The 25,971-nt window shown below is 45.7% G+C and carries 23 protein-coding genes and 1 pseudogene; 16 read left to right on the top strand and 8 right to left on the bottom strand.

Features of this window, described 5'->3' with window-relative positions; translation table 11 throughout:
- The first annotated feature begins 48 nt into the window (after positions 1-48).
- A complete protein-coding gene (locus VK70_RS19430) occupies positions 49-492 on the top strand; it encodes an Lrp/AsnC family transcriptional regulator (protein WP_036642603.1) in 444 nt (147 codons plus the stop codon).
- Between the two features lie 302 nt (positions 493-794).
- Here VK70_RS19430 and VK70_RS19425 read toward each other — a convergent pair whose 3' ends face one another.
- Positions 795-2,612 (bottom strand): LysM peptidoglycan-binding domain-containing protein, encoded by a 1,818-nt coding sequence (locus tag VK70_RS19425; RefSeq protein ID WP_025699395.1) that lies wholly within the window; start codon positions 2,610-2,612, stop codon positions 795-797.
- Positions 2,613-2,782: 170 nt separating this feature from the next.
- Here VK70_RS19425 and VK70_RS19420 point away from each other — a divergent pair, with 170 nt between their 5' ends.
- The 3 genes from VK70_RS19420 to VK70_RS19410 all read left to right on the top strand — a co-directional run bounded on the left by VK70_RS19420 (position 2,783) and on the right by VK70_RS19410 (position 5,114).
- On the top strand, positions 2,783-4,255 hold the full coding sequence (locus VK70_RS19420; protein ID WP_025699396.1) for a protein adenylyltransferase SelO: 1,473 nt from the start codon (positions 2,783-2,785) through the stop codon (positions 4,253-4,255).
- 166 nt (positions 4,256-4,421) lie between these two features.
- Positions 4,422-4,781 carry a GNAT family N-acetyltransferase gene (locus VK70_RS19415; RefSeq protein WP_036642609.1) on the top strand — a complete coding sequence of 120 codons (360 nt, stop codon included), beginning with the start codon at positions 4,422-4,424 and terminating at the stop codon, positions 4,779-4,781.
- A 30-nt stretch (positions 4,782-4,811) separates the two neighbouring features.
- On the top strand, positions 4,812-5,114 hold the full coding sequence (locus VK70_RS19410) for a Dabb family protein (protein ID WP_233277712.1): 303 nt from the start codon (positions 4,812-4,814) through the stop codon (positions 5,112-5,114).
- A gap of 239 nt (positions 5,115-5,353) precedes the next feature.
- On the opposite strand, the gene VK70_RS19405 is transcribed toward VK70_RS19410, so the two are convergent.
- A complete protein-coding gene (locus VK70_RS19405; protein ID WP_025699402.1) occupies positions 5,354-6,733 on the bottom strand; it encodes a helix-turn-helix domain-containing protein in 1,380 nt (459 codons plus the stop codon).
- Between the two features lie 365 nt (positions 6,734-7,098).
- On the opposite strand from VK70_RS19405, the gene VK70_RS19400 reads away from it, so the two are divergent.
- Genes VK70_RS19400 through VK70_RS19370 form a run of 7 tightly spaced genes read left to right on the top strand, consistent with a single transcriptional unit; the run spans position 7,099 to position 14,390 of the window.
- Positions 7,099-7,716 (top strand): hypothetical protein, encoded by a 618-nt coding sequence (locus tag VK70_RS19400; protein ID WP_025699403.1) that lies wholly within the window; start codon positions 7,099-7,101, stop codon positions 7,714-7,716.
- Between the two features lie 20 nt (positions 7,717-7,736).
- Positions 7,737-9,197 carry a contractile injection system protein, VgrG/Pvc8 family gene (locus VK70_RS19395; RefSeq protein WP_025699404.1) on the top strand — a complete coding sequence of 487 codons (1,461 nt, stop codon included), beginning with the start codon at positions 7,737-7,739 and terminating at the stop codon, positions 9,195-9,197.
- Between the two features lie 14 nt (positions 9,198-9,211).
- Positions 9,212-10,366 (top strand): pentapeptide repeat-containing protein, encoded by a 1,155-nt coding sequence (locus VK70_RS19390; protein ID WP_025699405.1) that lies wholly within the window; start codon positions 9,212-9,214, stop codon positions 10,364-10,366.
- A gap of 17 nt (positions 10,367-10,383) precedes the next feature.
- Complete coding sequence (locus VK70_RS19385) at positions 10,384-10,905, top strand: hypothetical protein (protein WP_025699407.1); 522 nt, start codon at positions 10,384-10,386, stop codon at positions 10,903-10,905.
- Between the two features lie 2 nt (positions 10,906-10,907).
- A complete protein-coding gene (locus VK70_RS26695; protein ID WP_025699408.1) occupies positions 10,908-11,348 on the top strand; it encodes a DUF4280 domain-containing protein in 441 nt (146 codons plus the stop codon).
- A gap of 44 nt (positions 11,349-11,392) precedes the next feature.
- The gene (locus VK70_RS19375; protein WP_025699410.1) at positions 11,393-13,867 is read left to right on the top strand and encodes a contractile injection system protein, VgrG/Pvc8 family; all 2,475 of its coding nucleotides are present in this window, start codon (positions 11,393-11,395) and stop codon (positions 13,865-13,867) included.
- Between the two features lie 16 nt (positions 13,868-13,883).
- Entirely contained in the window at positions 13,884-14,390 is a 507-nt protein-coding gene (locus VK70_RS19370; protein ID WP_025699412.1) for a hypothetical protein, read from the top strand.
- Positions 14,391-14,743: 353 nt separating this feature from the next.
- Here the strand turns inward: VK70_RS19370 and VK70_RS27395 are convergent.
- A pseudogene (locus tag VK70_RS27395) lies at positions 14,744-14,851 on the bottom strand (excalibur calcium-binding domain-containing protein); the annotation flags it as partial.
- A 234-nt stretch (positions 14,852-15,085) separates the two neighbouring features.
- Between VK70_RS27395 and VK70_RS19365 the strand changes: the two are divergent.
- From VK70_RS19365 to VK70_RS19355, 3 genes are all read left to right on the top strand, one after another.
- Positions 15,086-15,934 carry an abortive infection system antitoxin AbiGi family protein gene (locus tag VK70_RS19365; protein ID WP_025699414.1) on the top strand — a complete coding sequence of 283 codons (849 nt, stop codon included), beginning with the start codon at positions 15,086-15,088 and terminating at the stop codon, positions 15,932-15,934.
- A 4-nt stretch (positions 15,935-15,938) separates the two neighbouring features.
- On the top strand, positions 15,939-17,114 hold the full coding sequence (locus tag VK70_RS19360; RefSeq protein WP_025699416.1) for an abortive infection system toxin AbiGii family protein: 1,176 nt from the start codon (positions 15,939-15,941) through the stop codon (positions 17,112-17,114).
- Positions 17,115-17,258: 144 nt separating this feature from the next.
- A complete protein-coding gene (locus tag VK70_RS19355) occupies positions 17,259-18,242 on the top strand; it encodes a hypothetical protein (protein WP_025699418.1) in 984 nt (327 codons plus the stop codon).
- A gap of 383 nt (positions 18,243-18,625) precedes the next feature.
- Here the strand turns inward: VK70_RS19355 and VK70_RS28595 are convergent, their stop codons facing one another.
- From VK70_RS28595 to VK70_RS19340, 4 genes are all read right to left on the bottom strand, one after another.
- Entirely contained in the window at positions 18,626-18,796 is a 171-nt protein-coding gene (locus tag VK70_RS28595) for a hypothetical protein (RefSeq protein WP_169733346.1), read from the bottom strand.
- A 67-nt stretch (positions 18,797-18,863) separates the two neighbouring features.
- On the bottom strand, positions 18,864-20,003 hold the full coding sequence (locus VK70_RS19350) for a toxic anion resistance protein (protein ID WP_025699421.1): 1,140 nt from the start codon (positions 20,001-20,003) through the stop codon (positions 18,864-18,866).
- A 23-nt stretch (positions 20,004-20,026) separates the two neighbouring features.
- The gene (locus tag VK70_RS19345) at positions 20,027-21,715 is read right to left on the bottom strand and encodes a vWA domain-containing protein (protein WP_025699422.1); all 1,689 of its coding nucleotides are present in this window, start codon (positions 21,713-21,715) and stop codon (positions 20,027-20,029) included.
- Between the two features lie 13 nt (positions 21,716-21,728).
- Positions 21,729-22,454 (bottom strand): hypothetical protein, encoded by a 726-nt coding sequence (locus tag VK70_RS19340; RefSeq protein WP_233277711.1) that lies wholly within the window; start codon positions 22,452-22,454, stop codon positions 21,729-21,731.
- Positions 22,455-22,710: 256 nt separating this feature from the next.
- On the opposite strand from VK70_RS19340, the gene VK70_RS19335 reads away from it, so the two are divergent.
- Together VK70_RS19335 and VK70_RS19330 are read left to right on the top strand one after the other, a co-directional pair.
- Positions 22,711-23,553 carry a helix-turn-helix transcriptional regulator gene (locus VK70_RS19335; RefSeq protein ID WP_036642605.1) on the top strand — a complete coding sequence of 281 codons (843 nt, stop codon included), beginning with the start codon at positions 22,711-22,713 and terminating at the stop codon, positions 23,551-23,553.
- A 140-nt stretch (positions 23,554-23,693) separates the two neighbouring features.
- On the top strand, positions 23,694-24,686 hold the full coding sequence (locus VK70_RS19330) for a quinone oxidoreductase family protein (RefSeq protein ID WP_025699429.1): 993 nt from the start codon (positions 23,694-23,696) through the stop codon (positions 24,684-24,686).
- Between the two features lie 98 nt (positions 24,687-24,784).
- On the opposite strand, the gene VK70_RS19325 is transcribed toward VK70_RS19330, so the two are convergent.
- Positions 24,785-25,918: a mandelate racemase/muconate lactonizing enzyme family protein gene (locus tag VK70_RS19325; RefSeq protein ID WP_046723642.1), complete on the bottom strand. Its 1,134-nt coding sequence runs from the start codon at positions 25,916-25,918 to the stop codon at positions 24,785-24,787.
- Positions 25,919-25,971 lie beyond the last annotated feature (53 nt).

Here is a 25,971-nt window from a genome sequence, read left to right as displayed (position 1 = left end):
TTTATTTGTTTATGGCCAATAACTTTTGGAAAATGAGGTGATTAATTTATGGACCAGATTGATTATAAAATATTGTCATTTCTGGGACATAACGCTCGAATCCCCATTTCCGAGTTGAGCCGAATGATCGCAATGTCGCAGCCGGCTGTAACGGAAAGAGTTCGGAAGCTGGAGGAGCAAGGAGTCATAAAGGGTTATCGGGCGGAGCTTTCGCCGAATAAGCTAGGCAAGCATACAATTGCATTCGTTTTGTTTAAAACTAATAATTGCAAGGATTTCATTGCTTTCAGCGAAACGTCCCCTGAGGTTATCGAACTTTACAGAATCAGCGGAGAGTATAATTTTTTGATGAAGGTGTTGGCCGAAACGACCGAATCGCTGGCCAAATTCCTTGATGCTTGCAATCCATTCGGATTTTCGCTGCCCTTAATGGTTCTCTCGACAACATTCGAGGGTAAAAGTCTTGTAGCAGATTTATTTTCACAGGGCTAGCCAGCACAAATCGTCAGGGGGATGTGAGACGGTCGTGGTTGGATATGAATCGACTGAACAGCAGAATACTCCGTAATTAGAAAAAAACCGCCACTTCTTTACTGTGAAGTGACGGTTTTTTTTGAAAATTAACGCAAGAGACCCATAGCAGTCTATTCATATTCATGGTTTTTGGGCGTCGGAACTGATTCGTCTTGTATTCTTTGCTCATGCGTTTGTTTTCTTCTTCCGTTCAACCGCTGACTATGCATCCGGTCATGGCAGCGCGGTTGGCTCTTGTGGTCTCTGTTACACTCTTCCCATCAAAGAAACCGGAGTCCATTCACGATCACTTGAAGATGATCCTGATCCGCCCAGAGGATGAAGTACGGATAGGTGCTGCCGTTAATCACAACAGGCTGCGGATATACGGCGATGAGTGCGGATTGCCGCCGAAACTCCGGCGCTTGATCCGGGGAAGGGAAAATATAGCAGGCTTCCTGATTCTGCACTCGTCCCGGGACGATCTGCGGCGAAGAGCCGTATGGCATTAAGCGGTGATAAGCTTCGGTGCGGCACAGTTCTGGAAACGGCAGCTCGCTGGCCAGGGCGGAGATTTGGAAGAAACCGTCGGCTCCCTCGTACCGAGTCTCGCTCACCGCGCGCCACGCGGCGGGGTAGGGGAAGCTGACGCGGTATACATCGCTGCGGAACTGGGCGTAGGCTTCCATCGGAATGGGTCCATGGGACAATTGTATGGAGGTGATGGCGCCTGTCCCGGAAATAACGCGGATCGGTGCGGGATGACGGATATCGACGATCCAAATCTCATTGGAAAGGCCCGTTCCTCGGCAGCCGGACAAGTAGGCGATGGCTTCGCTGCCAGGGGACCAGGTAACGGGAGTCCCAAAGCAATCGGAGACGGCCAGAATTTGTTGGTCCCCGCCTTGCGGACGCTCGGTTCGGATGGTCGAGAAGTAGCCTTTGCGTTCGGCGAAATCGGTTGCGCTGTACGCGATGATGGCGCTGTTTGGCGCCCAGGCCGGGTAATAATTTTTCGCTAATGGCCCTCCTGTGAGCTCGAATACGTTCCCTGTATTGATTTCCACGACATAAATGATGGAGATGCTTGCGCCGGGAGAGGTGAAAAGGGCATAGAAGCCGTTCGGGGAGAGCTTTACATCATTCTTAGGACTGAGCGTATCGTGCGTAATTTGGCGCTGACCGGTTCCGTCGGCACGAATCTCATAAAGCTGATCTGCACCCGTGTTATCCGGAGCCGCAAATAACAGCTTATCGCCGAAGGGAAACCACTGCACATGCTTGGCGCCGGAAACAGGCAGCGTTCTGGCGAAAAAGGTTGCCAGCTCATAGAGAACGATCCGACCCTGCTTCGTATAGCCGATCTGCGTATTGTCCGGGGACCAAGTGAGAGTGGTATAAGGCTCTATTTGATCGATCTGCATCAAGGTGCCTTGCAGCACGTCCAGGACGAAGAGAACCCCTTGCTTTCCGATAAAAGCAATCCGGCGATTGTCCGGCGACCAATAGGGCACGGAATGGGCATCGGCCTGCTGTTTCCCAACCGCTGTGGATGTACCGCTCATTGGATCATATAGCCAGACATCGTATGCGCCGCCAAAGTTTGAAACATAGGCCAGCCTTCCGGTTCCGCCCGGAGGAGCATAAGGGATAATAAGGCGCATGCCAATGTTGATCAAGTCAGAAGGCAGCTTGTTCGCTTGGCGGATCAGCTCCGGTCTTCGAACGCCGCCCGTTGCTACATTGTATCTGCCAGCCAATTCGTATAATGTATCTCCGGGCTGCACCACGTAGTAAGGGACGCCCGGCGGGATGGTCAGCATTTGATCAATATAGATTGTGTATGGCGGACTCAGCCGATTGGCTTCTATAATAACAGCCATAGGGACGCCGTACATTTGGGCAAGGGAGTAGACGGAGTCACCAGATTTAACCTGAACGGTTGTTACGCCGGACGGAACCGAGAGCTGCTGCCCGGGGTAGATCGTATAGGGAGATGAGAGGTTGCTCGCCGCGATGAGCGCAGGGACAGGCACTTCCCACCTTTTGGCGATGGCCGACACGGAGTCGCCGGGTCTCACGGTATAGAACGTCTGCACGAGGCTGACCTCCTCCTTAAAGCTTTTGTAACAAGTGTATTCAGCGGAAGAACTGTGCAGAAGAACGGAAGGGGTATAATAAATCGGCTGAAGCAAACAATAAAGGAGCAGTCTCGTGGGTTATATAATAAGTAGATAACTAAACATCCTAATGAAAAATGGGAGATAAGATGACAGAGAAAAAAACAATCATAAAAACAGGATGGAACTTCGACAACAGTTATGCCCGTCTGCCGGAATCATTTTTTACCAGACAAGATCTAAACCCTGTACGCTCGCCGCAGTTGGTCATCCTTAATGATCCGTTGGCAGCCTCCATGGGGTTAAACGTTCAAGCGCTGCAAAGCCATGATGGAGCAGCGGTGTTTGCCGGGAACGAGATTCCCGAAGGCGCTGAGCCTCTTGCTCAAGCTTACGCAGGGCATCAGTTCGGGCATTTTACCATGCTAGGGGACGGCCGGGCTCTGCTGCTTGGCGAACAGATTACTCCCGGCGGCGAGCGGGTGGATATTCAGCTTAAGGGTTCGGGGAGAACGCGATACTCCCGCCGGGGCGATGGACGGGCGGCCCTTGGGCCGATGCTGCGCGAATACATCATCAGCGAAGCAATGCATGCGCTGGGCATTCCGACCACCCGGAGCCTGGCCGTGGTGACAACCGGCGAGTCCATCGTGCGCGAAACCTTGCTTCCCGGTGCAATCCTGACCCGCGTGGCGGCCAGTCATTTGCGTGTCGGTACTTTTCAATACGCTTCAAAATGGGGCTCTCCCGAGGACCTCAAGGCCCTGGCCGATTACACGCTGCAAAGACATTTCCCGGAAGCGGACGCAGATGAGAACCGTTATCTGGGCCTGCTTCAGGAAGTAATCAAGCGTCAGGCCGCTCTGATCGCCAAATGGCAGCTCGTTGGCTTTATTCACGGGGTGATGAACACCGACAACATGGCTCTTAGCGGAGAAACCATAGATTATGGTCCTTGCGCCTTCATGGATGCGTATGACCCGGGAACGGTATTCAGTTCGATTGACCTTCATGGCCGCTATGCCTATGGCAATCAGCCGCATATTGCCGCGTGGAATCTCGCGAGATTTGCCGAGACGCTTTTGCCGCTGCTGCATGAGGACGAAGGAGAGGCTGTCAAACTGGCGGAGGACGCGATTTCAAATTTTTCCGAATTGTATCAACGGAATTGGCTCGCGGGAATGAGGGCAAAGCTGGGGATTTTTAACGAAGAGCCGGAGGATGAATCCCTGATTGAAGACCTCCTCGCTATGATGCGGGAGAATCGTGCAGACTACACCAATACCTTCCGCGTATTAACTTTTGATAAGCTGGAGGATACGGTCCTGCACGGCACCACGGAATTTGCGCAGTGGCATGAGCGGTGGCAGACGAGACTGGGCAGACAGCAGGAACCCAAAACCTCCTCGCAGCAGCTGATGCGAAGCAGCAATCCGGCGCTAATCCCGCGTAACCACCGGGTGGAAGAGGCGTTGGAGGCTGCGGTGCAAGGAGACTACAGCGTGATGGAGCGGCTGCTTGATGTTCTTGCTAGACCCTTCGCGCATTCTCCCGAACAGGCTGATTACTCGGCGCCGCCTGCGCCGTCCGCCTGTCCTTACCGAACCTTTTGCGGCACCTGATACCGAAGCATTAGACCAACGAATAAGAAAACTTTATAATCATGTTATAGAAGAGGGCGGACAAGTTGGCCCTTTTTTCTTTGGTCTTTTTTAAAATGGAGGATGATACGCTTTGGATATTAAGGTGATTCAAAAAGAGCAGGCCTGGCAGCTGCGTCATGAGGTCATGTGGCCGGAAATGGATCTCGATTATGTAAAGCTTAAAGATGATGATGAAGGGACTCACTTTGGGCTTTTTGAGGGGGAGCAACTGATTGCGGTGGTGTCCCTTTTTGTTAATGGAGAAGAAGCGCAGTTCCGGAAATTTGCGACGTTAACTTCTCACCAAAATAGGGGGTATGGGAGCAGACTTCTGACCTATATGCTTGGGGAAGCGGAGCGCTCGGGCGTGAAGCGGATTTACTGCAATGCCAGGAGCGGCAAAGCTTCGTTTTATGAGAAATTTGGATTTACTGTAACAGAACAGACCTTTGCTAAAGGCGGTAAGGATTATATTGTGATGGAACGGTTCTTCGAGGCTTCCTGAAAAATTGCATACCTAAAGGAGAGGTTGGCGATGTACGAACATCTTGTCTTATTTAAATTGGGTACAAACATTACGCCCATTAAAAAACAGGAGCTGCTTGATACTTTGCTCTCGTTTCGGGATCGTATCCCGGGCATATCCGACATGAGTGCAGGAATCAACGTAACGGAAGAAACGGAGAACATTCACGGCTACACGCTCGGACTGCGGGTCACATTCGATAACCTGGAGTCGCTGCGCTCCTATGGACCGCATCCCGTTCATCAGGAATTTATAAAATCACTGGATGGTCTGTTGGAAAATGTTATCGTGGCCGATTACCCGAAGGTTTAGGGGGATGAGAGATGGGAATATGAGTCCAATGGGAGAGCAAGTCCAAGAATTTCTGGAGGTGTATTATCTGGATTTCCGCAAGATTCGCCCAAATTAACGTTCAAAAAAGCCGCGCTGTGGGTACGCGGCCGTTCTATCAACTATTCAGATTGGCTTTCTAACCTCCCAATCCATGCGTTAATGGCTCAAGTAATACGTTGTTAGGGTCAACAACAAGAGCCGAAGTAAGAAGCAACAAACTACCGACGATCAGCCACATGGTCAGCTTCTTTCTCACCCTTCTGCACCTCCCTTATTAATCTCTTATACTCTTTTTGTTGAGTTGTTGATGCCACGTACCGGTACTGCTCAAATAGCCCAATACAATTCAAAATATTGTGCTCACTCCTAATTTTAACAGAAAATTGCAAGCTTCTTAGAATGTAATCCAGTCCGAATTGCCACCTATTTGTTCGCAAATAATAAGTCGCCAACTCAATTTGGAAACACGCATAACGATCCTTCGTTATTTGTTGATTTACCTTTCCCAATCGACTTCGCTGCTCATAATAGTCCAATCTTCTTTGAAATCGCAGCAAAACATCGTCTATATCAATTTGATGCACATTTGCCGCTTGCACAATTTTGTATAAGGCTGTCGGTATCTCATCTGGCCGTATTTCTATATAGTCCACATACTCCGTCAGAACCTCCACCTCTCCAGACATCAGGCGATATACATACATATTGGCGTTGCCCCATTCCTGGAACTGGCTAACTACTCTTTGTTCATCTTCGGTATATTCGCTATAAGAAGACTCTCCAATGTTGCTATAAAGAGATGTATAGTAAAGAGCCTGTTTATACTCCCCACGCTCATCGTGCACTGCTGCTTTGAGCAAATATGCATAAAAAATATAATATATCAGTGGCCGTTCTGGATACCTGTCCAACCGATACTCCAGATACATCTTAGCTTTCTCCTCCATTTTATCCGCTAAATTTACGACCTTCTCCCAGCGATGTAAAGAAGCATATACATCTGCGAGTCTCTTTAGAGCATCTAGCTGATCGGCGTCGTCAAGCCGGTCCACAAAAGGCTCGAACCGATGGGCAACCTGTAGATTTATATCCTGATCATCTCCAAGGCCGAGCGTAAACAATCGGTATTGACATAAAGCGAGACGTTCTGAATGCTGAAGCCGCTCTCCTTCAGCTACGCTTTCATAAAGCAATACCGCTGCATCTTTGAAGCCTAAAGCAAGAAAGGTCTCAGCCATCTCGAATAACATTGGCAGATACATTAAATTCTCCGTAAGGAATAAAACAATACGCTTCATGCAATCAAGCTTTTCCCGTTTAGCACAACGATGTAGTAAGGGTCTCACTCGCCGCCAGTTCGGCCGCATATTCAGAATGTAATCGTTGATGTACTGATCATAGAAAATACCTGCTTTCTTATGCATTCCCATCGTAATTATGTCGAGATGATGAATGGTGATCGGACGATGGCCATGTACCAGATTGCTGAGTGTACTGGAATTCAAACCAGAACCCTCTGCAAATTGGGTGATCGTTAGTTTTTTCTCAAGTAAGTAATCTTTTAAAACGTTTAAAATGGATGTCCCTTCCGTACACACAATAACCCTTCACCACCATATTTCCAAATTGTGTATTCTCAATGACTCAATATTACACTGGTCAATATCAGGAATTCCATACTGGATTGAATATTTTTGGAAATTATCCACAATTTGTGTGTTGGTGAGCTAATGATAAATAATAACGAGTTGCTTACACCGTTTTTCACCGCCCTCTCAGAAACCTTCACCTTACCCTTAATAGGGATCTTGAGAATCCTTTTCGTTCCTCTCATTTCATGAAAAAACCATATAATCCCAACAAATGCATCATTCTGTAAACCAACTCTCTCTTTTATCCGATACATACATATATTGGACTATTTTTAAAAAAAGATTATATACAAAGGAAGGATGTTAAAAACTTGGAATATTTAGATGAACGAATCCTCCACTTAAAACATCAAGCCCAAAGGAATTCCCAAGCCTCCGTGTCTTCACCAACGCTTTCCCAAGAACAAGTAACCTTGTCGATAGCTGCGGGTTCAGTTGAGCTATTTCAAGGCACGATGGAATTTGAGCCGCTCGTCCTTGCTGAATATGGAGTGACCACGATGATTCCAAAGGGATTTTCAATACTCCCCGAGCATATCGCCAAAGTGAAATACCCGGTAGAAGCCCGGCCCCAATATATGTATTCGGACCCTGCTTTCGATACCAGTTTAGGTTTTAATTACACCGCTCAACCACTTAAAGATGATCAGGTTCCGGAGATGAAGGATGCCATGATCGACATGATTAAAAGCGTGCAGCCCTCTGCTGATTGGATATCAAATGGGGTGATTGACGTACATGGTCAGAGCGTAGGCTATCTCAGCTTTGTAGGTCCCGGCCTAGGGGGCCGCATCTATACGTTCATGTACTTCACTGCGCTGCGAGATCAACTGTTGCTTTGTAACTTCAACTGTAATGAGAAGGAACGACGAATTTGGAAGCCATTAGCTTATGGCATGATGGAAAACCTGCAAATTCTTGAATCCTGATCCGAGAGGAGATCATAATCATGAGCGCAAAACCCATTACGTATGATCAGTTGGAAGTTACCCCTTTTGAATTTAGCCAACTGATTCATATTGGTTTGGAACAGAAATTGAACGAGCATGCCAAACTGACCTTGACTGGGAGAATTCCGGAAAAGCTGCAAGAAAGCTATATGAATAGCGATTATGAGTTCCAACCTATTGAGCTTAAACAACGTGTCGCTGATGATACGGTAACGTTGTTCAGCGGAATCGTGACAGATATTCATTTAGAGGTCGTCAAAGGCGTGCATTCCATGACCGTCCAGGCCCTGTCGTGGACTTATCTGCTGGATATCCAAAAGAAGAACACCTCCTTTCAGCATTCGGACATGACCTACAATGAATTGATTGCACAGACCATCGCTTCTTATCCTGACAGTCGTTATATGAATATGCTTTCCTCCAATCCCCGCCTGGGCAATTATGTTCTTCAATATCAGGAGACGGACTGGCAGTTTCTCCAGCGAATGGCCTCACGTTTTCAATCCTGTCTCCTGCCTGCTCCCTATTTTTCGGCTCCTACCTTTTATTTTGGCGTACCGCAAGAAAAATCGGGCGGGGAAATCCATGTTTCTTCATTTACCGTCCGTAAACCGTTGAGCGAATTCCGGTATCTGACAGAAAATCATGTCCAGGGGCTACAGGCGATGGATTCGATTGAATATGAGGTTTACAGCGATCAGTTACTGGAACTAGGGTCACAAGTCACCTTCCGTGGAAAGGAATTATGGGTACGCGAGGCATCGATGACCATGCAAAACAGCATTTTAAAGCTTCGCTATATCCTTACTCCCCAAGCAGGTCTAACCTTTGCTCCGACATACAATATGGCGATCATCGGATTATCTTTACAAGGGAAGGTGCTCAGCGTTCATCGTGACCGGGTTAAGGTTCATTTGGAAATCGACAACACGCAAGATGAAGCCAAAGCGTTCTCGTTCCCTTATTCTACAACCTATGCGTCAGAAGATAATACGGGCTGGTACTGTATGCCTGAAGCCGGGGACAGCATTCGTATTTATTTTCCGAATCAGTACGAAGAAAAGGCGATAGCAATTAGCTCCATTCGTAGAGAAAATCCACCTCAGCAAACAGGAGCCGGGGGCGAAGGAATGTCCATGGTGGCCGAACCTGTTGACCCAATGTGTAATCCGGATATCCCGTATCTAAAAACCAAGTTCGGACAAATCATTAAATTCACACAACAGGGTATTGATATTATTTCTAGCGAGGGCTCCTCCATCCATCTATCGGATGATGGCATGATTACCATATCCAGCAGCCAAAAAATTCAACTTTCCGCTGGCGAAGAAATTCACATGGAGGCTCCAACGATCCAAATGGAAGCGGAGCGGATGATCTCTCTGACTTGTCAGGGAAGCACCATTGAAATCAGCAACAGCGATATCAACATCCGTGGTGCACAAATGAAGATGAACTGAGTGAGGTTAACGCTATGACGAGAAAAAAGGAAGCTTGGGTCCATTTTAAAGAACATGTAGCCGCCCCTCTCATAGCAGAGCATGTGCAAAAGCTGCATCATTATTATGTGCAACACCGGGATGAACTGGGAGAAGAACTGCTGGAAGCGTTCAGGCCGCTGTGGAGTGAGATTGCGTCAGCACAACTTCACGGTGACAAAGGCGCCATCGGTTATGTCATTTGCTCCATGCTGCGCACTTCCATACATCTTGGCACGTACACGAATCGTTTGGATGCCTATGACGGCTCCTGGTTTTTAGATACCACCCCATGCTCCAGTCTGTATGATACCCGTTGGGTCTTCCATCATTTGGAAAAATGTGTGAGTGCCATGCACGCCAGAAGACCTGAATATCAAGGGGCTGTTCATCCGCAGCAAATTGAGCAATTGGCCTTACAATCAGCTTCTCTGTACCATCGGTATGTATTTCATTTATTTCGTAAGGTTATGCCCCGGCTCATTCAGCAGGAGGAATTTATCCGGCTTAGAAAAGAAGAACATTTTGAAATCCGGGTAGGCGAATATCTGGACATCAGCGAGACAGTTTATGTGCAGGAACCTCTACCAACGGAAAAAAAGACAGTCCGGCGTTGGATGGAGCAAAAAAAAGAACGGGACTATGTTTACCGTTCGATCTCATCCGCCGACTGTTCTCAAGGCTGTTACACTGGCATGGATTTCCGTTACACGCACTTTACAAAGGTGGACTTTAGTAGAAGCGATATGGGTGCAAGCCTATGGATGGGTATACGATTTGAGCAGTGTAACCTTGAAGCTGCGACTGTTCGAGGCAGCATCCTGTACGACGCTGTTTTTTCCCGTTGTAATCTACGGGGAGTTGACTTTTCGGAGACCCTTGGCAATCAACATACATGGGATGAACGGCTCTGCCAGTTTTATGGTATCGAAGGAGTGGATTTTTCGGGATCGGACTTGTCAAGAGCCTGTTTCCGGGATGCCGGGCTGGAGGGGGCTAATTTTATAGGCGCTCAATTGGATGGGACGGATTTCACCGGGGCTGCACTCAAGGGGGCCATGTTCTCGGCTAGCGCGGCGGAGTACGGAAATTGGAATGAGCAGCAACGCAAGGAAATTGAGTGGGTATCCGATGAACCCTCAACCAGTTAAGAGGTGAAGTTCAAACAGTGGAATATTTCATGTTAACACAGAATCAAAAAGAAACAGACGGCTTGTCTTTTATAGACATGCCCAATCGGGAATGGTTAGGAAAACTAAAGTCTGAAACTCCCGCTGCCTTTTATGTGCGAAGCACGGAGATGGCCGAGTACAGTGATTATATTGAACGGCCAGCCGTGTTCATCTCCGATTCTGTTTACCGAATGGTCAAGAAGTACGACTCTACCGTGAAGCTCGGATCGGCTGTATTCATAGATCAAAACAATGGGGATCAGAGGTTGTACTGGTCTTTGGAGAATATGGAAGGCAACAGTGCATGTATATCTGAGGAGAGTAAGCGCAACAAGCTTGAATTCATTACCCAACTGATCCTAGACGCAAGGGAAATACCGAATCAGCCGTTATTCCGGGCGGTTCATGGGCAACAGCGTTTTACCATTATGCGCTTGGATTTGGCGGAGAGCCTGTTACGGCGTGGTGTATGCGGATTTCAATTACAGCCTGTAGCTATAGTGAGAGGAGAACATTAAACATGGCGCAAATTCAAGACTCGGGTCAACAAGATGGGAGGTATGTCGTCAGAGGAACACCCATTCAGTGTTCTTGCGGGAGTGCTAAGGATGTCCTGAACTTGCCGTTCAGTCATCACGTGTATGTAGGCGATGCTCCCATCTTGAAGGTCACGGACTGTATCGTCAGTAAAAACATTATGTCATTCGGATCCTGTAGCAGCTCAAAGAATCCAGCAGCAAAAGAAGAGGTCAAGGAACAAAAATGGATTTTCTTTTCGGAAACGAAAGTGATTGATAAAGCCGCGACTGGAATGCTGGCCTGTACTCCTCGTATTGAGGGAGCGCAGCCACACTGGATTCAGCTTCAGGAAAAAGTGCTCATCAATAAAGAACCTGCTTTACTAGACTGTGCAACCTTGATCTGTAGCAACGGCGGCATCATTACCATTGAAAAAAAGTAACCTTGTCTTGAATCTCATGAGCGCTGATAGAAAGGGGGATGCAAATGAGCACCTTTGAACTCACCTTGGCCAGTCAGGAGATCAAGCTGGTCTGGCCGTACGAACTGGAAACCGTAACTTCATTTCAAGTCATTCGGCAGTTGAATGAGCATGCGCGTATCCGATTTACTGCTGTTATCTCTGATGCATATCCTGAGAAGTACATTGAAACCGTTAATTCTCAAGACTCGATACAAGCGTTTCAGATAAGCGGATCACGGGATACCCCCATTTTTAGCGGCATAGTGTCGAACATAACCATTCATGTCGTGAGAGATACATATGTAGCGGAAGTGGAAGGGATCTCCCACACCTTTGACCTGGATATCCGGCGCAGCTCTCGCAGTTATCAAAATCGAAGTTCTACGTATGACCATATCATCCGTCAGGTAATTGCTCCGTATCCCGGAAGCGATTATATTGATATGGCGCATGGGAGTCAGACCGTAGGAGAGTTTCTGATGCAATACGAGGAAACCGACTGGCAATTTATTCAGCGCTTGGCCTCTCATACTGGAGCTGTACTTGTGCCTGATGTGACCTTACCCCGGCCAGCTTTCTGGTTCGGTATACCTGAACTGGACCCTGTGATGGAACTGGATGCGACCTCTTACAGGACAAGCAGGAACCGCCATATGGATAAGATCTATGAGGTAGAGAGTAAACAACTGTTGCCGCTAGGCCAGCTTGTCCGGTTCAATGACCAGCAGATGGTGGTTGCCGGATCGGTCATTGAACTGGATAAAGGAATCGTGCGTAAGCATTATACGCTGACCTCACCGACAGGACGGCACCAACCCAAACGATATAATTCGTTGTTAACCGGGTTATCTCTGGACGGAAGGGTCATCGCCGTACACCGAAAAATGGTCCAGATCCACCTGGATATTGATGCAGAAGAACCGCCGGAAAGCACCAGTTGGTTTCCCTATTCGGGGGAAGGAAATAATGCCTGGTACAGCATGCCGAAGGCCGGAGGAAGAGTCCAACTCTATTTTCCCGACCCCAATGAAAATCATGCCTTTGCTACCAGTTCCACACGGGGTTCCGGAGAAACGATGCAAAGTCATCCCAAGATGAGTAATCCGAATGTAAAATCGTTTGTAAACGACAGCGGCAAAACGATGGAACTGGCGGAACGGAACATCTCTTTCACGACAGGACCTGTGTCTATTATAATGGACGAACAGGGTGTGAAATTGGATAGCCCGGCTAAAATTGTGGTGAAACCCAGTGAAGAGTTGTCGTTAGGGCTTCCCTTGCCTGATACGGAGTCTGCCCCCACTCCCCTCATTACCGTGAAGGCGGGGAAAAGCCTGAGCTTCATGCAAGCAGGCTTTACAGGTCTGGAAATTGAAGACCTTCATAAAATGCTGTCCAACAAAACCTATATCGAAGGAACGTCCACCGAAACGGTCGCCTATCCCCTAATCGTTTCCGAAGGTCAGCATCAGGCACAGCAAGCGGCGCAAAAGCTGGAGCAATATAAGCTGAGCGAAGAACGGAAATCCAAAGGCGCACTGAATATGATCGGCGGCCTGATGAATACCATCGTCGGTGCGGTTACCGTTGCAGCGGGAGTGGCTGCAGTCGGAGTAGGTGTTGCTTTGGGCTGGACAGGTGTGGGGCTCGTACTTGCCGGAGCGGGAGCAGTGGCTATCGCCGCAGGAGCGTATACGGCAGCATCGGGAGTAGCCGACATAGCGGAGGGTGCGCAAGACTATTATTATGGAAGCAAGGGAGACACGAAATCCCATGCCTCTAACTTTGTAAGAGATACGCTGTTTAAAGGAAACGAAGAAGCCTACCGGATGTCCGTGGATATTGCCATGATCACCGGCGGGCTAGCCGCAGAATTTGTGGCCCCCTACTTGGTATTGTCGTCCGTCCTGGGTACAGGCAGGATGATGAATCGCATGAATAGTAGTCAAAAACCGCAAACTTCACAAAGAGGTGGGGCAAGTGTATCTTCTGGGGGGACGGGACAAGATAAAAGGTTTACTGGTGCGGGCATGAAGGATTATGATAAAGTGGCAGAAGCAGAATATGAATCAATAAGGAACTTGAAGATGAATGACATTGAGGACGTGGCTCGTAATACAGGTCTCAGTGTTGACGAAATAAGAACTATGAAAAAACATTTATTCTTTGGTAAGCATGAAATACCTCAACCCGGAGGATTAGAATTTAAGCTTGAACGTTTTGCACCTGACGACGAGATAGCTTTTGCTTGGAAAACAGCCCAAAAGAGAGATCTATCTGCTGAACAAAAAGAATGGTTCAAGCAACTGGCTGAACACGAGCTAACAGAACGGAAATTAATGGCAGAAGGTCAAAAATATCGTACTCGCGAATCATGGAATGGTGAAAAAGGGACATTTGACGGTTATCCACCTGGTGCTCATGAGAACGCACCATCCCAACCAAATACGTCCTTTCCAGGATATGAAGAATACTATTTCAAAAATATGTTTAAATAAGTAAGGGTGTAACTATATGGGAGAAATACTTAATCAAGCTATTGAGCGCTTATCATCAATTCATTTTGAGAGTATTGGGGATAAGTTGCGTGAATCACACCATATTTTGATTAGTGAATATTTTAGAAGAGCCAATGCATTTATAGATACACTATCTGTTCCAGTTGATAAGTACCCTATATTTAGTGTAGCTAGTGTTCTTGGAAAAACTCTTCACGTAGATATTTCTAAAGTTTATCCTAAACTGGAAGAGGTAAATAATCTATATATAAAAGCATTGTGTTACTGTTACTTAGAAATTTCTGCATTAGCCGATGAGGGAGTCAGTGAAGCATTAAAATATGTGGATCTATATGACCCAATGATTAAGCTCTTTGAAAGAGGTGGTAGTTTTAGTATACGTCAAGGAGAAATGGTTGTTGGTACTTCGGCTTATCCCCTAAATTATTGGCGTGATTTAAACATTCCAATTAAAGATATTAGTGATTCTATTCTAGATAGGGTAGATAAAGAAAAAATATAGTTTGTGTAATCTTATTCAAATGGATGAGGCTACCCCGGAAGTCTATCGACAGAAGGGGAGTCTCTTCTTTATTCCCAAGTTTCAGATTACACTTAAGGGGCCGGGTAAAAACTGGTGTTGGGAAAACGGGTGAAGGAATACCTTTATTAAAGTTTAAGCCTATAAGCCTAATGTACAAGATCAAATACATCCTAATAATGATGCAGCATTTTGATATTCACCAAATAAAGGCACTGCATATGATAGACCTGAATATGGCTTTACAGATTTAGATTGGGCAAAAAACAATTTGAGTTTCGGAAACGAAATGAATAGTAAAAAAGTTCCAAGGGAACCTCGGAGCTTTTAACTATTTATTCACAAGCGACTCCATCCCCATCACGATCAAGCTTTCGAGAATAACCAGGTTCACCTACATAACGAGGGGCCGCTCCAGCTGCTCTAACAGCAGTATAGTTTTTTAATTAACTTCTTCAACTGGTTCAGTTGCAAATGCTGGTTTTTAGTAGCCCGTAGGCTTTTTCGTTGCGGTGGGGTGTTTTTAGTTGTCTTATAAAAGCTTGCGATGCAGTCCTTTCTAATAAATCTCAGTATTTTTCTTAATACATTTGCCAAGTTATAGCCTATTTATGATTGTGTTGAAACATAAAAAGGAGTACGGAACATAGTCTCTAGCCGTGAAGGAGTTTTGTAATTTGAATACGACGAATACTGAAAAGTCAATAATATATCATTTGGAAAAACCCATAGATACTCAAACCCAAGAGGTTTATTTACCACCGAAACAAAGTGCGAATGTACTCTTTAATTTTATGACCAAATTAGACTATCTAAAAACTATACTTAAGAAAAGTGCTATGATTCCTCGATATTATGAGGAGGATATTAGTTATCTAAATATTGATGGCTTACCTAAAATAGCCTTTCCAATGAAGTGCTTTTGTGACATACACATGAATAAATTGATACCTCACATGAAATTTTACGGTTCTTATGGTATTGGTATTGATAAGGAGTGGGGAATTCTACAAGGAATCCAACCCTTACAGTATATAAATAAAGCTTCCTATCTTGCAAAAGATTTCTCATCTATTTTTAGCTATGCTAGAAAATTAATCGAAGTAGGAGAAAATAATAATTACGAAAATTATAATGATTATCTTTTGAGCAGTTTATTGTTCATGAAGCCAATAAGTGGAACAATGTATAGGAATGCTAAATATGAAACAAAAAATTTTCATGATGAGAAAGAATGGAGATTTATACCTGATTTTAGGCCTGTTTTAACTGAATTGCCTCTTCTAATTCCTCAAGAGCAGCTTATTCCGCAAACAATAAACTTATATTCTGAAGGACTTAGCCGCAACCCCGATCTTTGGTTAAAAATAGAATATGATTATATTAAGTATATAATCGTTGAGAATGAAAATGACCGAGATGACTTAATTTCTTTTACTATGAGCGATATTGAGGCAGATAATTCTGAAAAATTGAATTTAATCTCGAAAATTTTAGTTTTTGATAAATTGAAGGAGGATTGGTAGCTTTATGTTTGCAAGTTTCAATAATGCCTTTAAAAGAAAGGATCATGACATTAAAGTACCTAAAGAAATTATTTCTTATTTAAGTGAGCAGTTGCCTGAAAATTTTCAATATACTCGAGCCAGTCATGGTGCAGTGATATTAATGCCACAAGACATAACTGATATGAATATTGCTATCAAAATTAAGTATCCAAACGAAGAAATAAAAACTTCTGCTGATCTTTTGGAATACTTATATCGAACTCAGCAAGAAGTTCCAATTCAAGGAGAAGAAATTATTATTAATGGTATAGAGTTTAAAGTATCGGATTTAATAAAATTCCCATTAAGCACGCAAAATTTATTAAATTCTGAATTCATACTATCACCTGAACCATTTCAACCGCCTTTTGCTATTCAGATTGAAGGGGGCGGGATAGCTAAAGAAATTATTGTACAGAGGAAACCTTTGGCTGATATGAACAAAAGTTTATTTGAGAGTGTAGATGCTGGTGCATTTACGATTTCATATATTATAAATGAAAAAGAGAGCAGCTTAAAATTAACCTTTAACATCAATTTAGAAAAGGCTAAGACTATTAAGGAAATTATTGAAAGCTTAATTTTATTCGATGCTGGTCAAAAGGGAAAAATAAAACTATTTGGAAATGAGTTACCAGCAGCACCTCCAGAAGTTACAGACAAAGGAATTAATGAGACAATTAAATTTTGGGAAAAAGTAATTGAACTTGAAAAACGTCTAGGAGTAACTTTCAGTCCAAATATCCCGGTTTCATTTGAAGATGCTCGTTGGTTTGAGAAGTTATATAGATCTTTTATTAAAGAAAGACCTTATAAAGAGTATATAAAATTATCAAATTTTACAGTTACTGATGTTGAGATGTTTGAAAAAGTAAAGGATAAGGAAAGAAGCGAATTATCTATATCTTTCATCAATGAATTCAAATTGGTTCTTATGGGAACTGAACTTTCACTTTATGAAGCAGCAGCTTTCTTTAATATGGCGATAAAAGACACTATACCAAAAGATGATAAATCAAATAAATTTGATGTATTTGTTGAACCTTTTAATAGTGAAGGAATATATCAATCTACAAAACTATTTGATAATCTCGCTAGTGCTCAAGACTATCAATCTTCGTTTAGAGAACTCCAGAAGGCTGAATTATTGAATTTTTAAGTGAGTTTTAATAGCCGAAGTATTGTTTGACATTTGAATCCCTTACTCTTCTTAATTAAATGAATTTGATTTAAAGAAATTAATACTTATTATTTAGGATATAAAGGCGATTTTAAAATCAGTCGAGAAGTGGGGAGTATTAGATTGAATGAGAAATTATTAATTCAATGGAGAGATAAATATCTAAATAATGATGATACTTACAGTAACCATGTTAATAAATTTGTTGCATACATTGATGAGATTGGAAAATCCGATCAACCAGAAAATATTACTAGAGACGACCTAATAGGAAGTATTGAAAAATACCATTTTTTAGGATCCATTAGAACAAGATCAAGTATGCATAATCATTTAGAAGCGGTTAAGGATTTTTATAAATTTATGGTGTCAAAACATTATACAAATGATCTATTCAATAATTTAGCTTCATACAAAGAATTTAAAAATATGATTGCTCATAAGTTTGATTTACCAGCTCTTCAGTCTAGAGGTTTTAGAGAAGAAGAAGATATTATTAAGTTACTAGAACATTTAGATACGTATTTCGATGTAATTTCATATGATAATAACTTGAGGGTTAATGAGAAAAAAAGGTATATAAAATTCTTAATACTAAGAATATTTATCAAACTTACTTTGATAGCTCCGGCGAAAAAAGCCATTATATGCTCATTAAAGAGAGAAGATTTTGATGATGATTTTAGATCAGTGATGATTAATGCTACAAAAATAAGGATACCAAATGGTCTTAGAAGAGATATTATCTCATCAGTGAATACTATATCTGCTATTAAGTTAGCTGAGTTTAAGAACGAGAATTTGTTGTTTGATTTCTTGTACTTGAAAAAATTTAAGGTAGAGTTGTTAAATGACTTTTTCAAAACTTTTTTGATGAGAACTGAAGCTATTGATATTGACTTGAGTTCTTTCCAACTTGAAGTTATTATGAACTCTGCATTAAATAGTCTTATTAAGAACGGTGCAAATTTAGCACTTGTTTCTCAAATTAGTGGAGTTAAGATATCTAGTTTAGAGAAGAAGTTTTTAACTAACAAAACATATAATATGGATACTGAACTAATTAACAGTGAAATAAGTAGATCACTCTATTATAACTATATTTAATTCAAAGCGCTATTCTTAAATCATCCTCATTATTATTAAAACTATGGTGAGATCGCGCAACTGAAATATTGGTGTAGCTAAAAACCGAGGACAGGGAAAAAATTTTGTTTTCTTTTTACTGACCCAAGATGTGCGTACGTAAAAGCGGTAAACACAAGGGGGATTATTATGCTCCCATAGGCTGAGACATGGAAACGGAAAAAACAAGATAGAATTAAGCCATGGATAAACGGAACCGATATACTGGAAACGGGCGTATGATCGTTAAAATTCTGGAGACAATGCGGACGGCCGGAGTACACGTAATCGCGCCAGTGTGCGAAGAACGCTGGAGTGGCAGGCTGCCCTCCCGTCATTCGACGTGAGAGCAGCCTTGCTGCTATTTAACTTTCATTTTTGGAGATACCATTTAAACTTGGGACATAATCGGCAGCTTTATGGTCCCTAAGTGTCTGAGGTTCTTCGGTGAAATGATCGTTATTCTGTTGATTATGTTTCTTATCCGCACGATTATCTGCGCGGTCGTATTTGGGATCGGCGCTATTTTTGGGCATGACATTCACCTCCATCTGCTCACACCTAGTATGAGGAGGGGGCTTGCATTTTATTCCAAGCGGTCTCCTACAGACCCAACTTCTGTCCCTTCTCCAGGCGCTGTATTTGCTGTTCTCCGGTATCCGCCAGCTCTCTGAACTGATTAATGGTTTCACGCATTTTGGGAAGGGCCTCCTGCTTGTAAGTGCTGATGGAATCCAGAGCGGACAGCACGTCCGTAAAAGCCTGTTTTAAAGTGTCTACCGAAATACTCGTTTCCAGAGACTGCTTATGGATCGCCGCGCCTTGATCTTTCAGCATTTTGGAGGTGCCGCTTATTAGATCGTTGGTGGTTTGATTTAGCAGCTCAATCTTTTTCAAGACAATCCGTTGATTGTAAAGCGCGCTGGCTACGGTGACGGAGATTTTGAGGGCGGAAATCGTCACATTTCGGGCTCTGTCCACCCCGCGGATCAGCTCTTTGTTGTTTCGGATGACGACTTCGATCGCCATGATCCCCTGCTGATTAACGACCTGCATCTGCTGTAAATCCATGACGCGCTGACGCAGCGGAAAGAGCACCTCTTCGGTAATGAACCGGATTTTATCCTCCGACTCATTGCGTGATTTTGCCGCTTCAATCTGAGACTCAATTTCTTCATCCATCAGCATGCCAAGCTGGATTTCCTTTTGCAGCTTTTTGGTAAGCTCCCGCAGCGCCTGCTGTTCAAACTCCAAAGTCGTGTTATCATTTTTTAATACAGCCTTGCCTTTATCCAAAGAAGTAATAATATCCGAAATGACAGCGTCCGCCTTCTGATACTTGGCAAAGTAGCTGCGCAGCGGGTTAAAGAACTTTCCGAGAAGACCGCTCTTGGCAAAATCCACTACACTCGGGTCCAAATCCTTCAACTGAAGCTGCAGCTCGGTTAACCCTTTGGCGACTTGGCCGCCTTCATCGCCCGTTCTGGACAGGTTCCCTACAGACACCTGCAAAAGAGAATTTTTCTCCGACGATGACCGCATCGTATTCATCCCGAATTGATCGATGGACTGGAGTATCTCTTTCCGCTTCTCCAATGAATCGATATCCAGCTCCAGGATCGTGGAGACATTGTTTACCGCTAGCTCCTTTAGCTGGGCTACTTCCTCCGGTACAGGCTTAACCTGCTCTTCAATAGCCGACTTAATCTTCTCCGGATTGACGACTTCCATTGAAAATGCCATGGCAATCCCTCCCTAAAAAATAATCACATTTGAACGTTGAGCAAATTACCGATCTTATACACCACATCGTCCGTATCCGCGTTGATGCTGGCCGCCTCATTGATACCTGAAATGCTTTGCAGCGCTTTGATATTCGCATTATAGCCAATCGTGTATACCGGAATTTTATAAGTTTCAATTAACCCTCTGATATCATCGAGCGAATGCCCTTCATTCGTTTCCCCGTCGCTTAAGACGAAGATTACAGGTTTCACATCAGGGTTAACCTTCAGCTCATCCTGAAGCATTTTCATGGCCACCACAATCCCGTCAAAAGTAGCTGTGCCGCCGCCGGCCTGCAGGCTGTTGACTGCTCCGACAAACATCGATTGCTGATTCGTGTCGTACTTTCCAATCGGAAGCTGGATAGAAACTTCACTGGAGTAAGAAACTAAACCAATGCTGTTGTCTCTGCCCAGGTATTTTTGACCTTTTAACAATGACTCTTTTAACCGGTTGAGAGGCTCGCCGTCCATACTCCCTGATACATCGGCCACAAATACCGCCGCGATCGGCTTATTCCCGTTCTTCTTCTCCTTCCACAGCTTCTGGGCGGAGGACAGGAGGGTGCCGTCAACCGCGTTAAGCTCCGAATGGTAATCCGGAAGACCATTGAATCCTTTGTCCGCAGCTAATTTCTGATACTTATCCTGCGTAGCGAACTCCGCAAACTTCTTAATAATGTCCAGCTTATCCTGCGGCAAATTGCCCAAGGCGTACAGCGGACTGTCATGCCTTACCCCAAAAGGAGTGAACACATAGCCGCTCTTCAGATCCGGCGCATTGACATACGTTTGGTACTCCAGGACAAAAGCGTCAAGCATGCCCGACTTGGCCGCATCACGCATTTGTAAAGTTGTGGACGCGGTAAAAGGGACATTGGCTTGGAATCGCTCAAAACCTTGAACCGCTTTTTCCCCAAGCAAATCCGTACTGTCAAACGTCTGAAGGGCGGTCACCAGAAAGTTGAGGCCGGTGGAACTGGCGAACGGATCGGTATACCCCATAGCCAGCTCGTTATTTGCTATAGCGTCTGTAACCGTCTTGATGTTTAAGGAGCCGTACTTACCTACCAGCTCATCATACTTTTTCTTGGTTGTTACAATACCGGCCACATTACCGGCAAGCCGCTTCGATATAAGCTGAGTCTGGATGCCTTGCGCTTTGACCATTTCTCCCCACAGCTCATTGGAAGGAGTGAAGGCGTCCGGAACATACTTGCCCGATTTTATGTAATCTGCGGCTGTTCCCGAGGCAATATTGCGGATTTTGACAGAAACGGGCTTCCCATTCACGACGATGTTGGACTTATTGAAATCTGCCGCTACTTCATTCAACCACCCGTCTACACCGGTTCCTGACTTCTCCGTAGAAGAGAAAATCTCTGCGAAGCTGTCCGTTGTGTTGGCTACGGAAATAGGGAACTTGGAGATATCGGGCAATGAATCGCCGACAGACGCAGGATCAAGGTCGATCTGACCCTTTATGGGTTCAGCGGAAGTTACAGAAATGCCTTTGTACAGTTTATCCAACTGCTTGGCTGCGTCTTCTGTGGTAACCTGTGTCTGACTTTTACCTAAATTGGAGGTTAAGTTGATCCCAAAATATACAAGAGCAAAAACGGCCACTGCAATAACTCCTAATACCACAAAAGCTCTACCCTTTCTAGCCATGCTCATCTCCCTTTCATTGCTTATAGAACTTCGTCTGCTTGATCAAGGCATCCATTTCCTGCATGCCCGGCATATCCTCAATATTTTGATAATCTGTGCTGTCCAATTGAGAGATCTCCAGCAGCAGCTTGTCTAGCTTCAGCAGAATTTCTTCATTGGCGCCAAGGTACCCCGTTATGGAGGTTAAGTACTCATTGTGTAAAGCTGTTTTTTCTTGAACCAGTTTGTTGGACAACTGCGTGGGTTTCTGCTCGCTGGTGAAAGCGGAGACCTCTGAAGCATCGAATACGCTAAGCCTATTCAGGATTCCCCTGATATTCAGGTAAAAAAGTTGTTCGACCGCATCAATGACAGAATGGAACTTCTTGTAGCTTAGCTCCGCCTGATCAAATCTTTGGCCTAGGACATCTGACAAGGTGTATTTCTTCTTCTCCAGTCGATCCAACTGATCCAGTGCGAGAGCAATATCCTTCTTTAACCCCTTTGCATTTCTGTAATGGTTAAGCGCGGCTATATAATCCTCATGCGTTTTTATGTTTTTTACAGGCGCTAGAGCAGAAGGTTTGAACAGTAAAGCATAACTCCCGTACAGCAGCACAAGGAAACTAATAACCAGCAAGGTTACGCCCGAAGCCGTCTCAAGAGCATTTTCACCTCCAATTTCCACTCCTAATAAACCCGGTGATAAAATTACAATATCCAGGACTGCAACTCCGGCAATCAGCCCCAGCAGCTTCATCAATCTTGAGCTGTTCAAAAGACACACCTCCTTTATATATGATAACTTATCTCCAATATTTAGGGCTATGATTTCATTAAAGGTATACCATTGAATACGCCAGTGATTTCAGATAGATGCATAATTTTCCCCCTTGAGTAAGAGCATGTGATAAAAAGGATTGGATTTTTCCGGTGGGAAATATGATTGTGTTATCCTAAGATTAGGAATGGTTGCAGTATTGGAATAACTTAAAATGGGGGGATGTGCCGTGTCAATGGAAGTACGGAAGCTTAAAGCGCTAGGCCAGTTTCTGAGATCGCGCCGGGAGCGGATACAGCCCGCCATGGTTGGTATCAGCGGGAAGTATGGCCGCAGAAGAACTCCGGGGCTTCGCCGGGAAGAGGTTGCCGAGTTAGCTGAAGTGAGCACGACCTGGTATACGTGGTTGGAGCAGGGGCGGGAAGTGCGTGTATCCAGAGATGTTATCGAAAGAATAGGAAGAGCTTTGCTGCTGTCGCCGGAAGAGCACCTGCACCTCCAACGGCTGGCGGATTATGATCGGATGACTGACCCCAGCGCGTCACCAATTAATGGAATAGACACGGGGCTGCGGCAGATTGTCGAACAGATTAGTTATCCTGCCATTATCGCCACATTCCGGACGGATGTACTGGTTTGGAACCGTATGGCCTCCATATTTTTAACGGATTTCGATTCTCTTCCCAAGGAAGCATGCAATATGACACGTCTTGTATTCACCGATTCTTCTTTGCGTCAGAACATAACCAACTGGGACGAGTTTGCCAGGTACGGCTTAGCGATCTTCCGCTCTCATTATGACCAGCATCCGGATGATCCTGTGCTCGAAGCTTTTGTGAAAAGATTATTGGCCGATAGTGAATCATTCGCCAAGTTATGGAAGCTGCATGATGTGCAGGATAAGAAGGCCATCCGATTTGAATTAAATCATCCCGGGGCAGGGCCGTTAACCTTTACATTGAATTCTTTCAGTCATATAAACGGCAATTCCGATATCCACCTCTGTGTCTACACCCCGGTAGAGGGTACATTGACTGAACAGCGTATGTTGGAGTTTGCCGGGCAATCCATGCTTTAACAGGCCGTTGATTCACTCTTGCAGCAGCGTCTTTTTCGTTATCCTATCAAATTATATACCTGTATAAATAAACACTGTTTACCTTCCTCCGCGCAAATTAAGATAGTTTCAACCGGTAGATTTGAAGGAGGCAATAGGTAATGAAAGCAATGATTATAGACGGATTTGGCGGCGTAGAAAAATTACGGCTTATGGAATTACCCGATCTCAGGCCGGCTCCCGGGAATCTCACGATTGACGTGGCTTATGCAGGCGTTGGATACGCGGACATATTGTTGCGCCAGGGCGAATTCGGTTCTGCATTCTCAATGCCGCTTGTACCTGGACTCGAAGTGTCCGGATATGTTCGAGCGATTGGGGAAGGAGTAGAAGGCTTTTATGTCGGTCAGCCCGTTGCATCGATGACGCTGCTGAATCTTGGGGGCTACGCGACAATGGCGAATGTAAGAGCTTCGCTGACCGTACCGCTGGATGCGCTCGGTTCGGAGCTTGACCTGGCAACAGCAGCCGCATCCATCGTTAATTTGACAACCGCCTACATGGTGATAAAAGACGTGAACCGGATGCAGGCGGGGAGTACCGTGCTCATTCACGCTGCTGCCGGAGGGCTTGGAAGCTTTCTCGGTCAAGTGGCCAAGCGGCTGGGAGCAAAGCATGTGATGGGTACGGTCGGCAGTGCCGGGAAATTGAAACTAGCCGAATCTCTTGGTTATGATGAGCTCTTTCTCCGGGATGAATTTGTTGAACGTGTTCTTCACGCGACAGGAGGAGCAGGCGTTGATGCCGTCTTCGATCCTGTGGGAGGAGAAGCGCGCTCCCGTAGTCTCCGTGTGCTTAGCCCGCTCGGACAATTGGTCGTTGTGGGGAATGCGAGCGGTGAACCGGACCTGCTTCAATCAACCAACCATTTATGGATCAATAATCAAGCGATTGCCGGTTTTTCGCTCGGCGGGTATGCCGAGACCGCCCCGGATAAGGTAGGAGCAGCGGCGCAGGAAGCGCTCGGCATGCTGGCGCGCGGAGAGCTTCACTCCGAGGTGTCAGGTGTCTATCCATTGGAACAGGCAGTGGAGACACATCTCCTTTTAGAGAAGAAGAACACTGTCGGAAAGATTGTTTTGAAGATTCAATAAGCAAGCTGCCAGGAGTCGAAAAATACAAACAGCAAGCTTCCGGATATCGGAGGCTTGCTGTTTTGCTTCTATAAGATATTCGCAACTCTGGAGGCGGCCTACATTGCGCCTGCGGACAGGCTGGAGACCTTAGTCAAGCGGGATTCATCGACGGTGACGCCCAATCCGAAGCCTTCCGGAACGGATACGGCTCCGCTTGATACCGTAAGCGCGCCGGCGGGATCGTCTTCGGGACGGACCCGCTGGAATCCCCACACTTCAAAGTGGCTGGCGCGCGAAGCCGCCGCGATTTGCAGCAGCGCGGCAGTAGCCAGCCTTCCCTCGTCCATCTGCCCGAGCATATACGGGATGCCGAAGGATTCGGCGACCGCTATCATCCGCAGCAGATTGGCGACAGACCCCGCCTTAACGAGCTTCAAGTGGACGATGTCGGCTGCGCCCTCGGCGGCAATCCGGGCGACGTCCGCGCAGGTGCGGCAGCTCTCATCGGCCACAACGGCGGCCCGTGTCTGCTGCCGGACCTGTTTCAGACCGGAGAAATCGTCAGCGGGTACGGGCTGCTCCACCCATTCCACGCCGAGCGCTTCGAGTTCCCTCAAGCGAAGGGACGCTTGCTTGGGCGTCCATCCCTGATTGGCATCGACACACAGAAGAACTTCTGCTTCTAGCCCGAGCGAGTCAATGACGGCTCTGGCCCGCCGCACCCGTTCAAGGTCGGCGGTCCGGTCAGGGCCGACTCTCACCTTAATGGTCCGGAAGCCGGCCTGCAGATACCGGGCCGCTTCCTCCTCGGCTTCCTCCGGCGTGCCGAAGGCGATCGTGGCATCGCTTGGGATGGAATCCCGCAGCCGTCCCCCCAGCAGCTCGGCGACAGACACTTTCAATTCCTTGCCCATAAGATCGAGCAGGGCAATATCCACCGCAGCGCGGGCTGCGCTGTTTCCGTTAATCAGCCTATCAAGCTGGGCATTGATCCTATTTCTGTTCATCACGGGCTTTCCGAGCAGTGCGGGGCCAAGTGTATGCGTAAGAACGGCCGCCACCCGTTCGGGCGTATCGCCGGTAACGTATTCGCAGTTTCCGCGAACTTCGCTCCAGCCGGTGACGCCGGAATCTGCCGTAATGCGCAGATAGATTTCTTTTAGATGCGTGACGGTCCCGGACGAAGAATGAGTGAATGGAGGGGAGAGCGGGAGGTCACATCGGAACACATCAATTTGCGAAATAAGCATACCTGCACCTCGTTTTTTCAAAATATAACGGTTTATAAGTTTCACGTTAATAA

The sequence above is a fragment of the Paenibacillus durus ATCC 35681 genome (genome assembly GCF_000993825.1).
Classification (GTDB): domain Bacteria; phylum Bacillota; class Bacilli; order Paenibacillales; family Paenibacillaceae; genus Paenibacillus_AQ; species Paenibacillus_AQ durus_B.
This window is presented reverse-complemented; position numbering and strand designations above follow the sequence as displayed.